The sequence below is a fragment of the Solibaculum intestinale genome (assembly GCF_040096205.1).
GTDB classification, from domain to species: Bacteria; Bacillota; Clostridia; order Oscillospirales; family Acutalibacteraceae; genus Solibaculum_A; species Solibaculum_A intestinale.
In genome coordinates, this window is record NZ_JBBMFD010000023.1 from 24,747 (window position 1) to 39,838 (window position 15,092).

The following is a 15,092-nucleotide window of genomic DNA, read 5'->3' on the forward strand; positions in this document are numbered from 1 at the left end:
ATACTGGTAATTGTAAGATTTCGGCAAAGATAATAATCACAAAGACTAAACATACATACACTTTTCTTGTCTTGTCTTGCAGAAGAAAAGAATTAAGGCAATAAAGATATTCAAAGCAACATAAAAAAATAATGAATTTGTATTTAATATATTTGACCACCCACTATTAACAAACACTTTATAAATATCAGTTATTCCAAACAAGCAAACAGATTCTGTTTTTGGTGCAATTGATTTAATACATGAAACAAAAATAATAACGCAAAATGAAAGTAAAAAGTATTTTTTTATTTCTCTACTGTAATGAGCAATTATAGTAAATATCAAAACACTGTTTATTGAAATCACAAGATCAACAGCTAATACTAACCACAAAAACTGCCCAATCGAACAATTAACAGTAGTTTCAGACAACATATTTATACTTTGAACTGACGAATCAAAAGTAAATGAAATCTTGTCTAGTCCACTACACAAAAAGTCTAATAAAAAGTTTGTTATTACTAATACAATTGAAAACAAAAGCAAAACTGTATTTTCCATTACATAATATTTTTTTCTTTTAAATGATATATTTACAATTTTGTAAATCCCGTATTCGCTATTAGCAGAAATTAATATTGCTATTAACACAAGCATTACTATTGGGATGTAAAAAAAATGTTGCAATTGCAAAAAACATTGATATTGAGCTTGATGAATCACATTCGGGGTGTCTAGAGATTTAAACCCATTTATATTCGCGTAAAAATCATTTGGCAACGTTGGCAGTCTAAGTCCTTCGCCAGTAAGTGCAAAATCAATATACCCCTTAACATTATTTGCATTATTTAAATATTGAATGTACAATGTGATTGCTTGTTCATAGTTATGATATTCTATTGAATCTTTATCAAAATTATTTATAACATATTCTTGTTTATCATTTATATAATTTTCTTTTTCCTTCAGTGTCAAATCATATGTTTCTCTAATCAAGCTGTCAAAAATGTCATCCGTATAATTGCTCACGCTAGAATTAATTATACACATTTTCAGCAGAACAAATACAACTATGACTACAAATACTAATATGCCATTTTTTTTTAAAACATGATTCAAATATTGTGAAATCATCTTGTTCACCTACCAGTAACTATGGGTTTTGAGACATAATATGCAGCAACAAAAAGCACAAGAGAGAGCAAGAATAATACAACCAAATATACATATAATCCATGAACTGGAGTTCCAAACAAATTTATATAATCGTTAATTGATACAATATTTTTTATATTATTTGTAACAAACATTACTGGAGAGCCTACAGAAAAATTATTCATTGCCGTTATTATTGTACTATTGTGGTTTTGCACTTGAATATTGACAAACTCGTTAATTATAATAGGCGTACACACAACTACTGCACTTATTATTAATGATATTATGTTCTTTTTTGTGAATAATGAAATCAATAGAATCACACACGAAAAAAGAATAAAATAAATCAATTTGCCTCCGACTAGAATCAATACATATTGTAATACAGTAAGGTCATAAACACTCCCCTCCATGCCTTCTAAGATTTGTATTGGTTTATTAAATATTTCAAAACTTATATTATAATTCAACATATTTAAAATAAAAATAGTTGTATATATAAAAAACGATAAGACTACTAGTAACAAATATTGTATATTACAATTTAGAACATATTTTTCAATCCCTATAGTGGTAGTTGCAATAAATTTTAGCGAACCAGAATATACGCCAAATCCAGTAATAAGTACAACTAATAATAAGAATAAATTGTTATTATATATATTGCTAAATTGATTTACTGCTATTGCCAACTGTACATCTTGACTATCATACTCAAGGAGTTTTGAAAGTTGTTCTTTTATAATGAGTGCTTCTTTGTATTCGTATCCATTTTTATTAGAGATTCTTTTTAATTGTCTATCTATAAGCTCAATATTGTTCTGAGTATTTTCTTTTAGATTTTTTTGATTCAACATTGAAGAAAATAAATTATTAAGCATTGCATTATCAGTATAGACATATTTGGTGAATCTCCCAGGCATATTTAACTTTTTTTGAATCAAATCCACATTACTTTGATTAAATTTAGATTCTACATAGTCAAATTTATTTTCTTGATCATTTGTATCTGTCATATTGTGAATATCCATGATTTCCTGATTAGATTCGTCAAAATCAACTTGTAATGTTTCAAAAAAATTGCCCGAATCGTTTTTTGTATTATTAAAATAGAATTTCGTTTCATTATAAAGATTGAAACAGCAATCATTCGAATTATTTATTACACAAACATTTAATACAGTTAATATTAAAATTAGGATAGCAAATATCCCAACGTTGTTTTTTACTAACAATTTAATAAGTTTTATATTCAAAAACTACACCTTCTTATTAGATGTATAATAAAAATAAGCGTCATTAAGACTTTCTTGACACCTTATAGAATTAGCACTAGGTTGTTTAACAGAAATCATTCTTGCTTCACTATCATCAAAATATATATCTTCATCTTTAAAACTATTTAGTTCGTCATTAGGTATATGCCAAACAGCCCCAGAAATTGGTTTAATAAGATCGTTTTGGTTGCCTTGTACTATTATTTTGCCCTTATTCATAATAGTAATTGTATCGGAAATTTTATCAATATCCGATACAATATGAGTAGATATAATAATAATAGAATTCATTTTCAATTTATAAATTATTCTTTTAAACTGCTCCCTTTCCTTCGGATCAAGTCCTACACTTGGTTCGTCAAATATAATTATCTTAGGCGTATTCATTAATGCTTGAGCAATTCCAAGACGCTGACGCATTCCACCTGAAAATGATTTAATTTTCTTATTACATTCATCTGATAAATTCACCAAGTCTAATGTTCGGGATATTTCTGTCTCAATGCGTTCCTTGTCCATGCCCTTTAATATACCAACAAATTTCAGGTATTCTTTCGCGGTATAATTAGGATAAACCGGATTATTTTGGAACAACACTGATAAATCTTTCCGATATTTTTCTTCGAGTTTAATTATGGGTGTATTATCGTAATAGACTTCTCCATTTTGACATTTAATTGTATTACAAATAATATTCATCAATGTAGTTTTTCCGGCACCATTAGGCCCTAAGATGCTATTAATTCCTGTATCAAATGTACAGCTTATATTATCAAGCACTTTCTTTTTCCCATAATACTTGCTTATGTTATTAATAGATATCATTACAACCACCTATTCGTATAAAATTTTTATTGATTCTTCATTTTGAATATTATAAATATATTCGTTGCGCTCTTTATAATCGTCAGAATATGTTGAATAGTATATATACTTTCCGTCAAGCAAATTAATACAGTCAGAATTTGTTTCAGAAATTTCGGTAATATTTTTTTCAGGATCGTTTAAATCAATTTTACAGAATTTGTTATTATCTTCATTAATAAAATAGAAGTCATTATTATTAATTAAATAAAAAAACGTATTTACGCCTTCTATTTTTTTAATCTCATTCGGCGAACTCCAATTTAATTGAAACACATCCCAAGATCCTTGTTCTCTTACTTTGCTCAAAAATATATTCGATTCATTTTTAACATTCAATTGTACAGGCATAAAGTTCAACTCAATCGATTCTGGTTCATCGTTAATGTTAGATAAATTTCTTCTATATAAATTGTAATCATTTTCTATAATATAATACAAATAATTATCTAATATTCCATAAGAAAGAACCTGGTTATCAGAGATTATTTGCAGTTCTTTTGTATTTATATTATATCTTGTTAATTGCATATTTTGTAACATATATATATAATTATCATAAAACAGAATCTTATCTAAAAAAGTGTTATTTTCCGCTTTATAAAACTCTCTTTCATTTTTACCTGACAAATCAGAACAATAAATTTCGGAGCCCCCATAACTGTTATAAAACAGTTTGTCTCCACATATATTTAAATTCATATAAGTACCATCTTTTAACTTTATAACTTTGTTGTCGCTTGTATCATATTCATAAATACCATAACTGTTTCTCAAATATATAAAATCATTTTTCATTGTTGCCATGCCATTGCCCATAGTAATATTTTCTGTAGTATTTCCGAATTCACCCTCAAATGTTATATGTTGATTATTGCAACTTGTTAATATTAATATTAAGATAAGCATTAAACTTATTATTTTATAGTTTTGTGTTTTCATTTTACTTTCCCCTTGTTTTCAACGAAAGCGTGGGAGTATCCCACGCTTTCGTTGTTTAATTTGCTTCTAAGACTTGACTATTAATAATACGCTTTTGTCCCAGATCCCCACTCTCCGCATAAACTGCTTACATAAGTATACCCTCCCAGTTCATAAGAAGGAGTGAAACTTGCACAATTCACATTGCATTCCAATTGGTTAATCTGTCTGTTGGTTACAGAATTGAACCCAGGATGGGAACCTCCGTTTGTATCATAGGCGTTTGTAGATACGTACATTTTCCCTGGATGCGCACAATACAACCACGAGGAAGCAGTAGGTCCGCTTTGCCATTGAGACTTTGCTTGAACCCATGCTTTTACAGAACCACCTTTTGAATAGCCTTCCTCCACCTGATTTCCTCGGTTAACACCTGGAGTTCCTCCATCTGGTGTTACAGCAGCCGAGACGCTTAGGGACATAGTGGCACATGCTGTCAATGCCATAATCGCAGAAATGATTCTTTTTGTTTTCTTCATTTCAAAATCCCTCCTTTGTTTTTTATTATAAGTTTGTTTTCGCGCGCATAAAACAACTTATAGCTAAAATGTACATATTTTTTGCTATGTAGTAAATAAATTTATTAATACATTTTCTTTTATTTTATTAGAATAGTTTCATTTATGTAATTTATTTACAATAAAAAGAGATTGGTATTCACATTAGACCAGAATTACAAATTCTTAACTTAGCCAATTACACCACTTAAGCCTTACAGTTAGATCCTTACAGAAAAACGGGATTACGATTTAACACAACCGGACTTTCAAACAAATAACAACAACAAACATCAAAAAAGAGAGTAGCAACAAAGCTACTCTCTTTTTTGAAATAAGCAAATTATTATGCTATAATGCTTGCCGTAATGGTGGGCTTCAATTTATCTGTTATTAGAAAGGAGTTAAAATGACAGGAAGTTTAGCAAAGAAAAATGGTAAATATCACGTTGTCTTATCTTATAAAGATGAAGACATGGTAAGAAGACAAAAATGGATTTCAACTGGATTAGATATTAAAAACAACAAGAGAAAGGCAGAAGAATTTTTAAAAGAAATTTTGCGTGAGTATGAAGATAAGAACATTAAATTATGTAAAACAATTTTATTCTGTGACTTTATTTTAGAATGGTTGGAAGTAATTAAATCTAACATTTGTGCAAACACCTATGAAAACTATCGAATGGTAATCAATACGCATATCGTACCTTATTTTCGTAATAATGGAATCAAACTACAGGATTTGCAGCCTAATCACTTGCAAAAATACTATAATTATAAAATAGAATGTGGCCTTTCGCCAAACACTATATATAAGCATCATGCCAATATTCATAAATGTCTCAAATATGCTTTAACCCTAAATTTGATTGCATATAATCCTGCTGATCGTGTACAATTGCCCAAGAAGAAAAAATATATTGCAAAATATTTGAACAACGAACAGTTGAAAAAGCTATTTCAACTTGTAAAAGGATCGCCTATTGAATCGGCAGTCTATTTAACTGCAAATTTGGGATTAAGACGTAGTGAAGTATTAGGTCTCCAATGGGATGCAGTTGACTTTGAAAAGAAAGCAATTACAATAAAACGAACTGCTATAAACGTCAAAGGAGCTGTTTTGTATCAAGATAATGTAAAAACAGCTTCGAGTTATAGGACATTACCACTTACACCAACTATTTTAGGTTATTTAAAAAAGCTTTTAAAAGAGCAGAAGGAACACAGATTGTTATTGGGTTCAGAATATAACGAGAATTCAAAGATATGTAAATTCGAAAACGGAGACCCGTTAAAACCAGATTTTGTTTCGCATACCTTTAAAAGAATTATGGAACAAAACGATTTACCGGTTATTCGATTTCATGACTTGCGACATAGTTGTGCTAGTTTATTATTTGAACTGGGATTCGATTTAAAAGACATTCAGGAGTGGTTAGGTCATTCGGATATTTATACAACCGGAAATATCTATTTACACACACAATTCAAATCAAAAGTTGACATGGCAAGTAAAATCTCAGAACGCTTGGCATAGTTGTTGGATGTTTGTTAGATGTACGGGACATAATCAAAGTTGTATCAATGAAAAAAGCCACCCCGTTAGCCAAAAAAATGGCTTGTAGAGCAGCTTTTTTATGGGTTTGTGCTACAAAAAAGATAAAGGTTCTTGACAAGGGCATAATACGACAACTGAAAACACAGGGGCCAACCTACAACAAAACGCCGCCATTGGAGACAATGGACGGCGTTTTGTCGTGTAAGGCGAGACGTGACCTAATGTTGACTACCCCCCGCTCACTTCTGGACATTTTGTCCAGAGGTCATCAACATGGCTCCTGTGGGTATATATCCCCCGTCGCCGCATTACAAAAAGTACAGGCAGGGGCGTCTGTCAAGGGCGCGAAAGCGCCGCCGCTTGCGGCGGTTTACCCTTGACGGGCGGCCCTGCCTGTGCTATCCACCAGGACGCGGCGGGGGATATATCCTCCAGAGCCGCCCCCTTTTCCATGATTGGAAAATGGCGGGGGATAAGGTTGAATCTGTAAATTAAAAAATCGGAGTGTTTAGAACCGAAACACACATGAAACCTGAGGCTGACCTGTTAGCTTTTAGTCCTAAAAAAGCCGCTTGTTTCAAGGCTTTGCGGGCCCAGTTTGGCGGGGGATGGTATCTTTCTATGACTTGCCCCTGTTTTGGACTTCAAAGCGTAACATTTAAGGCCGGAGCGTAGATAATTAGGCCCCTGGCAACCCACTTGTTTTAAGCCTTTGCGGGGCCTGTTTCGGGGGAGGTGGTATCTTTCTATGTCCCGCCCCAGTTCTGTCTTGATACTGTTCACTCTTATGAATACTTGCGACGGAGAAAAAGACCCTCTATGCCGAGGATCACGCGGCCCAGCGGGATATGCGGGAGGCTCTGGCCGTCAAGACGAACATCGACCATCTGCTGGGGATCACGGCTCCCGGCAGGGATAAGGAGCAGGCGCGATAGCGCCGGGGACACAGCCATCACTTCTGGACAAAATGTCCAGAAGTGGCGGGTTTGGGGAGCAATCCCAACAAGCATTTTTGCGGCCCCGGCGGGGCCGCAAAAATAGCAAGCGTTATACGCTTGCCCTGCTTGCCGTTTAGCGGTAAGGCTTAAACAGTGCAGAATCGGGCAAGTAGATTAGACCTTACCAATATGCTATAATATACAATTGGGTAACAATTTGCAAGAATCATTTTTTGCGGTTTGTTATAATGGAACCAGAATAGGAGTATTTCAATGAAAAGTCATGGAAATATTTATTTGGATAAAGAGCTTAATATTGAGGCTTTTGAGGTTAAGGGCTATGCTGATGTATTTCCTACCCATTCGCATGAATACTATGAGTTTGGGTATCTCATATCTGAGGGTGTACGCGATGTTGTCTACATGGGGAATAATTTTCCCTTTAGTAAAGGTGAAATGGCTATGTTCAACCCCAATGAGTTTCATGGTTGCAGGGGGGAGTCCGACATGGATTTTTTGAGCATACATATTCCTTTACTAGTGATACAAAAAGTTTTTGAAAAAGAAATATACCCGCTATTTTCTCCTTGTATTGCAACTGATAGTGCTGTAATCGACCATTTTCTTAATCTGCATAGGTTAATTATAGAGAGAGGGCCATTGTTTGAACGAGAGGAAAAATTATACTTCTTTCTTGATGTGATAATACATCGGTACAGCTCTGCGGATATGTACACAATGACTGGTAGTAATGAACACAAAATAGAACAGATATGTGATTATTTAGACGCTAACTATGCTAAAAACTTGTGTCTTGATGATTTGAGCAGACTATTTGGTTACAGTAAATTTTATTTATTACGAGAGTTCACAAAATATCGCGGCATTTCTCCATATAGCTACCTTGAAAATGTACGGATTAATAAAGCTAAAAAACTCCTTGAGGCTGGAGTATCAATAGCTGACATATCACTTGAAACAGGGTTTAGCCACCAAAGCCATTTTACAAATGCGTTTAAGAAATACATGGGCATAACCCCTAAACAATATGCAACAACATACAAGTAACTTCGGCCAACTGGCATGAATTAATTAGAATTGAGCGAATTAGGAAAGGAGAACACAGTAATGAAAGATTTTTTCGAGGCATTAACAAGCGAGAGTAAAAACACAGCATTACCTGACGAGTTTAATTATTTTGGAAAACTTATCGGTAGTTGGGCAATAAACTATATTGAGGGTAACAATTCCCTTGCAATTAAAGGTGAATGGCATTTCTCATGGGTTCTTGAAGGAATGGCTATTCAAGATGTTATTATTTTGCCTGATTATGAATATGGGACATCGTTGCGTATCTATAATCCTGACACACACGCATGGGATGTAGCTTATGGTTATACTGGAAAAATAATACGACTTGAGGCAAAAAAACAAGATGACATGATAATGCTCACCTTCGTCAATGATGAAAGAAGAAAGTGGGTTTTTACTAGTATAGAGGATAATCGCTTTCATTGGGAAAACATTACTGTAAAAGATGATGGCGAATGGTATATAAATGCAGAAATATATGCTGAACGTATCATATAACCACAGTTCACAATGTAACAAATACCAGTTTGTCGAGTAATAATCTGGCACTGGCTACTTCTGGACATTTTATCCAGAAGTGACAATAGAGCAACAAGCGGAAAGGAGGGCTACACTATGAACGCGGAGCAGAGGGTTTTAATTATAGATAGTGATTTAAAAAACTGCAAAGCCATCAAATACGCTTTAACCGAATACGGCATCGGCGCTTATTACACCCTGTCCGTGGTAGACGGTATCGAGCGCCTAAATCGTCACAACTATGAGCTTGTGATCCTGGACATCTCCCTATCGGAAACGGACGGGCTCCAACTGCTCCGCTTCATGCGGCAAATGAGGAATATGCCGATCCTGGTGCTGTCCTCTCAGGGTGGCATGGAACACCGGGCGCGGGCCTATGAAATGGGCGCGGATGATTTCATACAAAAGCCTTTGGAACTCCAGGAGTGTCTGCTCCGGGCCCAGGCCCTGCTCCGGCGCTATAACGCCACAGCCCCACCCCTGCCCGGCCAGCGGTGCTACACTATCGTCACGTTTGAAAACCTGTTGATCGATCCCCTGACCCGCCGGGTGGTCTATTATGGGCGGGAATTGGACTTGCCCCGTCGGGAGTTTGATCTGCTGTATGTGCTGTCCTCTCAGGCTGGGCGGGTACTGACGCATGAACAATTACGTTACTACGTATGGGGCGATGATTTTTCTGGTAACGAAACCAACGCTATCCCCATCAGCGTGAGCCGCCTGAGGCAAAAGCTGGACGGCGGGGAGTGCATTGAAAATGTCCGGGGCGCGGGCTATCGCTTCATAGACCCCAAACGCAAAAAAGAATAGAAAGCATCTATTAGCGGTATTGTTACATCGTCATCACTTCTGGACAAAATATCCAGAAGTTCCGGTGATTGAAAGTTTATAAAATATTTATTATTGGGGGTTTCACTTTTGGCCCCAAAGTGCGGTTGATTGATAGAAGGATATTTTTTCTCTCCTGACGCAGAGCGGGCGACTTCTGGACATTTTGTCCAGAGGTCGTCCGTTTCCCTTTGCGGCGGCATCCTTGTTGAAAGGGGCTGGCAGAGGTATCATATAGTTGTAGGTAGGCTCCTGTTCCAACGGAAAGGGAGCAAATAATGGATAACAGAATAGACGCGATTTACGGCAGACAATCCATTGACAAAAAGGACAGTATCAGCATTGAAAGCCAGTTTGAGTTTTGCCGATACGAATTAAAAGGCGGTGAGGGTAAGGAATATAAAGACAAGGGCTATTCCGGCAAGAACATTGACCGTCCCGACTTCCAGCGGCTTTTGGGGGATATTAAGGCGGGGCTGATTAAGCGGGTAGTCGTTTATAAGCTGGACAGGATCAGCCGCTCCATAGTGGACTTTGTAAAGCTCATGGAAATATTTAAACAGTACAATGTGGAGTTTGTCTCCTGCACGGAAAAGTTTGATACCTCAACCCCGATGGGCCGGGCGATGCTTAACATCTGTATTGTGTTCGCACAACTGGAACGCGAAAGCATCCAAATGCGTGTGACGGACGCTTTCTATTCCCGGTGTGCCAAAGGCTACTATATGCGGGGCCGGGCGGCTTACGGTTTTGATCTGGAGCCCATCGTCATGGACGGGATCAAAACAAAAAAGCTGGTGGAAAACGCGGAGATGGATTACGTCGAGATGATGTTTGAAATGTACGGGGAGCCGGAAACCTCATACGGCGATATTACCCGGTACTTCACCACACAGGATATTCTGGTATATGGAAAAACTCTAAAGCGCGGATTTTTGGGCCAGCTTTTACGGAACCCGGTTTACGTCCAGGCCGATATGGATATTTACGAATACTTCAAGGCCCAGGGCGTGAAAATCGAAAGCCCGCCGGAACTGTTCACGGGTGATTATAGCTGTTATCTGTATCAGGGCCGGGAGGGTGAGGAGCCGATCCTCGTCATAGCGCCCCACAAGGGCCGTATTCCATCGGCGCTCTGGCTGGCCGTCCAGCACAAGCTGTCACAAAACACCACGTTTCAAAATGGCCGCAAATGCCATAATACATGGCTGGCCGGGAAAATCAAATGCGGCTGTTGCGGATATGCCCTCACGAGCCAGAACGCGGCTAACGGCGTTACATACCTGCATTGTAAACAACGCTCGGAAAATAAAGGCTGTCAAGGTGCGGGTACTCTGACAAAGCAAGTGCTTGAACAAGCCGTGTATGCGGAAATGGTTAAGAAAATGCGGGTGTTCCAAACTCTGAAAGGCGGCAAAACAGAAAGCTATAATCCGAAACTGACCGCCGCCCGCGCCGCGCTTGCTAAAACGGAAAGCGAGATTGAAAAACTGCTTGATACGCTTTCCGGCGCAAACCCCACCTTGCTACAATATGCAAACAGCCGGATCGAGGAATTGGACGGGCAACGGCAAGTCCAGGCAAAACTGGTGGCCGACCTTACCGCTAATTCCGTTTCGTCCTCTCAGGTTGAAAGCATATCCGGCTATCTGCGGGACTGGGAGTCTGTTGACTTTGACGACAAGCGCCGGGTGCTTGACACTCTTGTTTCACAAGTGCGGGCCACGAGTGAGCAAGTCGTGATACATTGGAAACTCTGATTTTTTCTCACTTTGCATTATACCATTGTCAAATACCTGTACCCGATCAAAAATGAGAATTCTGGGTTCAGAATAGAACCGTTTTACTTTTTGCATAGTGATTTTTTGAGTTTTACTTCCTGGTGTCCCATTTTGGTAAAAGAGGGAAAGCCCTGAAAAATGGCTTAAATGCTGGATTTATGAAATGAAAAAAGAGGTCAAATTTGGATTATCTCATTTTTGAGTTCCAAATTTCGACCTCTGTTCACATGGTGCGGATAACAGGACTTGAACCTGCATGAGCTTGCGCTCATTAGAACCTGAATCTAACGCGTCTGCCAATTCCGCCATATCCGCCTATTTATTTTCCGCCTCGGAATTTCGAGTGCCTGATTATTATATCGTAGCAGCATATACTTGTCAACCCCTAATTCGAAAAAATTATCCAGTTTTTTATCTTTGGATTCTTTCCCTTTGCAGTACCGACGGGGTTTTGCTGTAGCCGTTCCTGCCCAGAAGGGAGGCGCGCACCAAGGCCCCTCTTCCATATCTTGCGCGCAGCCGGTCGGCGTCGCCTGCAAGCCGCTCGAGCCGTTCTTCCCGGGCGGTCTCTTGAAAAAAGGAAAGCTGCCAGACGGTACCATCTTCCACCAGATCGTAGCCCCGCACTCCAACTGAACGCACCGTTCGCCCTCTTTCCCAGCGCCAGTGCCGGGAAAAAAGACGCATGGCCGCACGGGCCAGCTCCAGTGCGTTGCGGGTAGGCGCCGTAAGCTTTGCCTGGTGCCCTACGGTGGTCAGCATATCGTCCCGGATGTCCACCGCGATGGCGCCGGCCAGCAAACCCTGCTCCCGCAGGCGGCGGGAAACGTTCTCACAAAGGAGCAGGAACATGGAAAAGACCGCCTGGTCGTCGGCCAAGTCCGCGCTTTCAGTCATGGAGTTGCCCACCGACTTGACCGGCTCCTCCTCCCCTTCTCTTCGCACCGGCGACGCATCCCATCCGTTGGCCGTCTGCCAGAGCCGGCCGCCGCACTTGCCTAGCAGCCTTTTTAAGGAGTCGAGAGAAGCGTTCGCCAGGTCCCCCAAGGTAAAGATCCCGGCGCCGGCCAGCCGTTTGGCGGTGGCAGGGCCGATCCCGATCATCTGCGAACAGGAAAGCGGCCAGACCTTCTCTTTGAAATCCGCCCTTTCAATTACCGTCAGGCCGTCCGGCTTCTTTAAATCGCTGCCAAGCTTGGCAAAGGGCTTATTGAAGCTGACCCCCACCGAAATGGTCAGCCCTGTCTCCTCGCGTACACGCCGGCGCAGCTTTTCCCCGATTTCTTTGCCTGTGCCAAACAAGCGGCGGCTGCCGGTCACGTCCAGCCAGGCCTCATCCATCCCGAAAGGCTCCACCTGATCGGTATATTCCCCGTAGATGCCCTGCACCAGCCTGGAAAAGTAGATGTACCGCTCATAATGGGGCTCGCATATGACTAAGTGGGGACACTGGCGTTTGGCCTGCCATATCGTCTGGGCGGTCCTGATGCCGTACTTCTTCGCTTCCTCGCTTTTCGCCAGCACAATGCCGTGCCGGTCCTCCACGCTGCCACAGACCGCCACCGCCCTGCCCCGCAGCTCGGGATAGTCCCGGCTCTCCACCGAATAGAAGAAATTATTCAAATCACAATGCAAAATGGCCCGTTCCAACTATATCCGCCTCTTTATCGAACATATATTCTATTTGTTATTTTAATATAGAACGTATGTTTTGTAAAGCGAAAACAATTCCCATTTCTCGTGATTACCCGCGCGGGCTTCCTTAGAAATGCTATCCTTCCTCTATGACGGTTTTCTCCTGTGAGCGATTTTCCCGGGGAATACGGAAGGCGCGAGCCGTTTTCGCAAAAAATCCGGGCGGTCCATTTCACCGCCCGGATTTTTTCCTGCGCGCTTATTCGTCCTTGCCCTGAATCAGGTCCCAGTAGGCCTTGGCGGCCTGCTCGGTCTTATTGTCCCCAAACTGGTAATAGCGGGTCCCCTGCAGCTCGTCGGGGAGATACTGCTGCTTGAGCCAGTGATTGGGATACTCATGGGGATAGCGGTAGGTAAGCCCGCGGCCAAGCTTTTTGGCGCCTTCGTAGCCGGTTCCCCGCAGGTAAGCCGGGATATCCCCGGTCTTTCCCGCTTTCACGTCCGCCATGGCGGCGTTGATGCCGTTGTAGGCGGAGTTGGACTTTGGCGCGGTGCAAACCAGCACCACCGCGTCGGCCAGCGGAATGCGCGCTTCCGGCAGGCCCACCATCATGGCCGCGTCGATACAGGCCTTGACCACGGCGATACCCATGGGATAGGCAAGCCCCATATCCTCACAGGCGCATACCATCAGCCGCCGGCAGGCGCTGGGCAGGTCTCCCGCTTCCAGCAGCCGCGCCAGATAGTGAAGCGCCGCGTCCGGGTCCGACCCGCGCAAGGACTTCTGGTAAGCGGAGAGAATGTCGTAATGGGAGTCGTCCTCCCGGTCGTAACGCATGGCGCTGCGCTGAGAGAGCTGGCTCGCCTGCTCGAGGGTAATGCGCCGCGTCCCCTCCCCGGCCGAAGCGGAAAGGACGCATAGCTCCACCGCATTGATGGCCTTGCGCACGTCCCCGCCGCAGGAGGCGGCAATGTGGGCCACCGCCTCATCCTCCGCCTGGATTTCTTCACCCGACTCTTCCTCCAAAAACCGCACCGCCCGGCGGACCGCCTGTTCGATCTCCCCGGCGGATACGGGCTTGAATTCAAACACCGTCGAGCGGCTCAAAATGGCGTTGTACACATAAAAATAGGGGTTTTCGGTAGTGGAGGCGATGAGGGTGATGCGGCCGTTTTCAATATGCTCAAGAAGGGTCTGCTGCTGCTTTTTGTTGAAGTACTGGATTTCGTCCAGGTACAGCAGGATCCCGTTCGGCGCGGCCAGGGTATCCACCTCTCCCACCAGCGCCTTGATGTCGGCGGTGGAAGCGGTAGTGGCGTTCATCTTATGCAAAGTGCGGTTGGTGGTGCGGGCGATAACCGACGCCACGGTGGTCTTGCCCACGCCGGAGGGACCATAAAAAATCAGGTTGGGAAGCTGGCCCGATTCGATGATCCGACGAAGCACCTTACCCTTTCCTAGCAGATGCGTTTGACCTACCACGTCGTCCAGGGTCGTCGGACGCATCCGGTCCGCCAGAGGCGCTTTCATACTGCCACATCCTTTTCGTCAAATTGCTTTCTTGTTATTTTACCACAAGTGAAGCAGGATGGACAGGACCCGTACAACTTTTTGGGTCTTTGTCCCGTATTTATAAAAAGGGCCGCTTTTATTCGCCGCCGCTGCAACCTCCGTGCCCGCCTTTCCGGCAGCCTTGGTATTTTGGCATCGTATAACGGGCCGGCTCGGCCCGTTATACGATGCCAAAACCGCTCTACATAGTCCTGCTCCTCCTTTGGAAGATGCCTTTGATAAAATTCGGCAAGGCCTTGGGTATCATGGAGCAGCTCTTTGGAGCGCGGCTGATGACGCCCTTCTTATAAGCGCTATATGTAAAGCAAAGCAGAAAGCAAGGCGTAACTTAGTCCCATAAATCCTTCTGTTTCCTTTCTTCACCCTCTCCGGTCCTTTTTTCTGAAAAGAAGGAGGCCGCCCGTTCGGG

12 protein-coding genes and 1 tRNA gene are annotated in these 15,092 nt (G+C 41.5%); 5 read left to right on the forward strand and 8 right to left on the reverse strand.

The genetic code is table 11. The annotated features are described in order from the left end of the window. Positions 1 to 45: 45 nt before the first annotated feature. From WMO26_RS11125 to WMO26_RS11145, 5 genes are all read right to left on the reverse strand, one after another. On the reverse strand, positions 46 to 1,116 hold the full coding sequence (locus WMO26_RS11125; protein ID WP_349220434.1) for a hypothetical protein: 1,071 nt from the start codon (positions 1,114 to 1,116) through the stop codon (positions 46 to 48). A 5-nt stretch (positions 1,117 to 1,121) separates the two neighbouring features. Next, a complete protein-coding gene (locus WMO26_RS11130; protein WP_349220436.1) occupies positions 1,122 to 2,396 on the reverse strand; it encodes a hypothetical protein in 1,275 nt (424 codons plus the stop codon). Between the two features lie 3 nt (positions 2,397 to 2,399). Then, positions 2,400 to 3,242 (reverse strand): ATP-binding cassette domain-containing protein, encoded by an 843-nt coding sequence (locus tag WMO26_RS11135; protein ID WP_349220438.1) that lies wholly within the window; start codon positions 3,240 to 3,242, stop codon positions 2,400 to 2,402. A 9-nt stretch (positions 3,243 to 3,251) separates the two neighbouring features. Then, the gene (locus tag WMO26_RS11140) at positions 3,252 to 4,223 is read right to left on the reverse strand and encodes a DUF5050 domain-containing protein (RefSeq protein WP_349220439.1); all 972 of its coding nucleotides are present in this window, start codon (positions 4,221 to 4,223) and stop codon (positions 3,252 to 3,254) included. Positions 4,224 to 4,303: 80 nt separating this feature from the next. Then, complete coding sequence (locus tag WMO26_RS11145; RefSeq protein WP_349220441.1) at positions 4,304 to 4,741, reverse strand: hypothetical protein; 438 nt, start codon at positions 4,739 to 4,741, stop codon at positions 4,304 to 4,306. 427 nt (positions 4,742 to 5,168) lie between these two features. Here WMO26_RS11145 and WMO26_RS11150 point away from each other — a divergent pair, with 427 nt between their 5' ends. From WMO26_RS11150 to WMO26_RS11170, 5 genes are all read left to right on the forward strand, one after another. Beyond that, entirely contained in the window at positions 5,169 to 6,296 is a 1,128-nt protein-coding gene (locus tag WMO26_RS11150) for a tyrosine-type recombinase/integrase (protein WP_349220443.1), read from the forward strand. 1,232 nt (positions 6,297 to 7,528) lie between these two features. Continuing rightward, positions 7,529 to 8,323 (forward strand): AraC family transcriptional regulator, encoded by a 795-nt coding sequence (locus WMO26_RS11155; protein ID WP_349220444.1) that lies wholly within the window; start codon positions 7,529 to 7,531, stop codon positions 8,321 to 8,323. Positions 8,324 to 8,383: 60 nt separating this feature from the next. Then, the gene (locus WMO26_RS11160) at positions 8,384 to 8,845 is read left to right on the forward strand and encodes a hypothetical protein (protein WP_349220445.1); all 462 of its coding nucleotides are present in this window, start codon (positions 8,384 to 8,386) and stop codon (positions 8,843 to 8,845) included. A gap of 117 nt (positions 8,846 to 8,962) precedes the next feature. Next, on the forward strand, positions 8,963 to 9,676 hold the full coding sequence (locus WMO26_RS11165; protein WP_349220446.1) for a response regulator transcription factor: 714 nt from the start codon (positions 8,963 to 8,965) through the stop codon (positions 9,674 to 9,676). 296 nt (positions 9,677 to 9,972) lie between these two features. Then, positions 9,973 to 11,454: a recombinase family protein gene (locus WMO26_RS11170; RefSeq protein ID WP_349220447.1), complete on the forward strand. Its 1,482-nt coding sequence runs from the start codon at positions 9,973 to 9,975 to the stop codon at positions 11,452 to 11,454. Positions 11,455 to 11,703: 249 nt separating this feature from the next. Here the strand turns inward: WMO26_RS11170 and WMO26_RS11175 are convergent. The 3 genes from WMO26_RS11175 to WMO26_RS11185 form a co-directional block, all read right to left on the reverse strand. Then, a tRNA-Leu gene (locus WMO26_RS11175) sits at positions 11,704 to 11,790 on the reverse strand. A gap of 96 nt (positions 11,791 to 11,886) precedes the next feature. Then, the gene (dinB, locus tag WMO26_RS11180; RefSeq protein ID WP_349220449.1) at positions 11,887 to 13,125 is read right to left on the reverse strand and encodes a DNA polymerase IV; all 1,239 of its coding nucleotides are present in this window, start codon (positions 13,123 to 13,125) and stop codon (positions 11,887 to 11,889) included. 244 nt (positions 13,126 to 13,369) lie between these two features. Further along, positions 13,370 to 14,641, reverse strand: a complete 1,272-nt coding sequence (locus WMO26_RS11185; RefSeq protein ID WP_349220451.1) for a replication-associated recombination protein A — start codon at positions 14,639 to 14,641, stop codon at positions 13,370 to 13,372. Positions 14,642 to 15,092: the final 451 nt, after the last annotated feature.

Coding starts and splice junctions, on each gene's coding strand:
- WMO26_RS11125 (WP_349220434.1), bottom strand. CDS start 1,116: ATGATTTCACAATATTTGAATCATGTTTTAAAAAAAAATGGCATATTA.
- WMO26_RS11135 (WP_349220438.1), bottom strand. CDS start 3,242: ATGATATCTATTAATAACATAAGCAAGTATTATGGGAAAAAGAAAGTG.
- WMO26_RS11140 (WP_349220439.1), bottom strand. CDS start 4,223: ATGAAAACACAAAACTATAAAATAATAAGTTTAATGCTTATCTTAATA.
- WMO26_RS11145 (WP_349220441.1), bottom strand. CDS start 4,741: ATGAAGAAAACAAAAAGAATCATTTCTGCGATTATGGCATTGACAGCA.
- WMO26_RS11150 (WP_349220443.1), top strand. CDS start 5,169: ATGACAGGAAGTTTAGCAAAGAAAAATGGTAAATATCACGTTGTCTTA.
- WMO26_RS11155 (WP_349220444.1), top strand. CDS start 7,529: ATGAAAAGTCATGGAAATATTTATTTGGATAAAGAGCTTAATATTGAG.
- WMO26_RS11160 (WP_349220445.1), top strand. CDS start 8,384: ATGAAAGATTTTTTCGAGGCATTAACAAGCGAGAGTAAAAACACAGCA.
- WMO26_RS11165 (WP_349220446.1), top strand. CDS start 8,963: ATGAACGCGGAGCAGAGGGTTTTAATTATAGATAGTGATTTAAAAAAC.
- WMO26_RS11170 (WP_349220447.1), top strand. CDS start 9,973: ATGGATAACAGAATAGACGCGATTTACGGCAGACAATCCATTGACAAA.
- WMO26_RS11185 (WP_349220451.1), bottom strand. CDS start 14,641: ATGAAAGCGCCTCTGGCGGACCGGATGCGTCCGACGACCCTGGACGAC.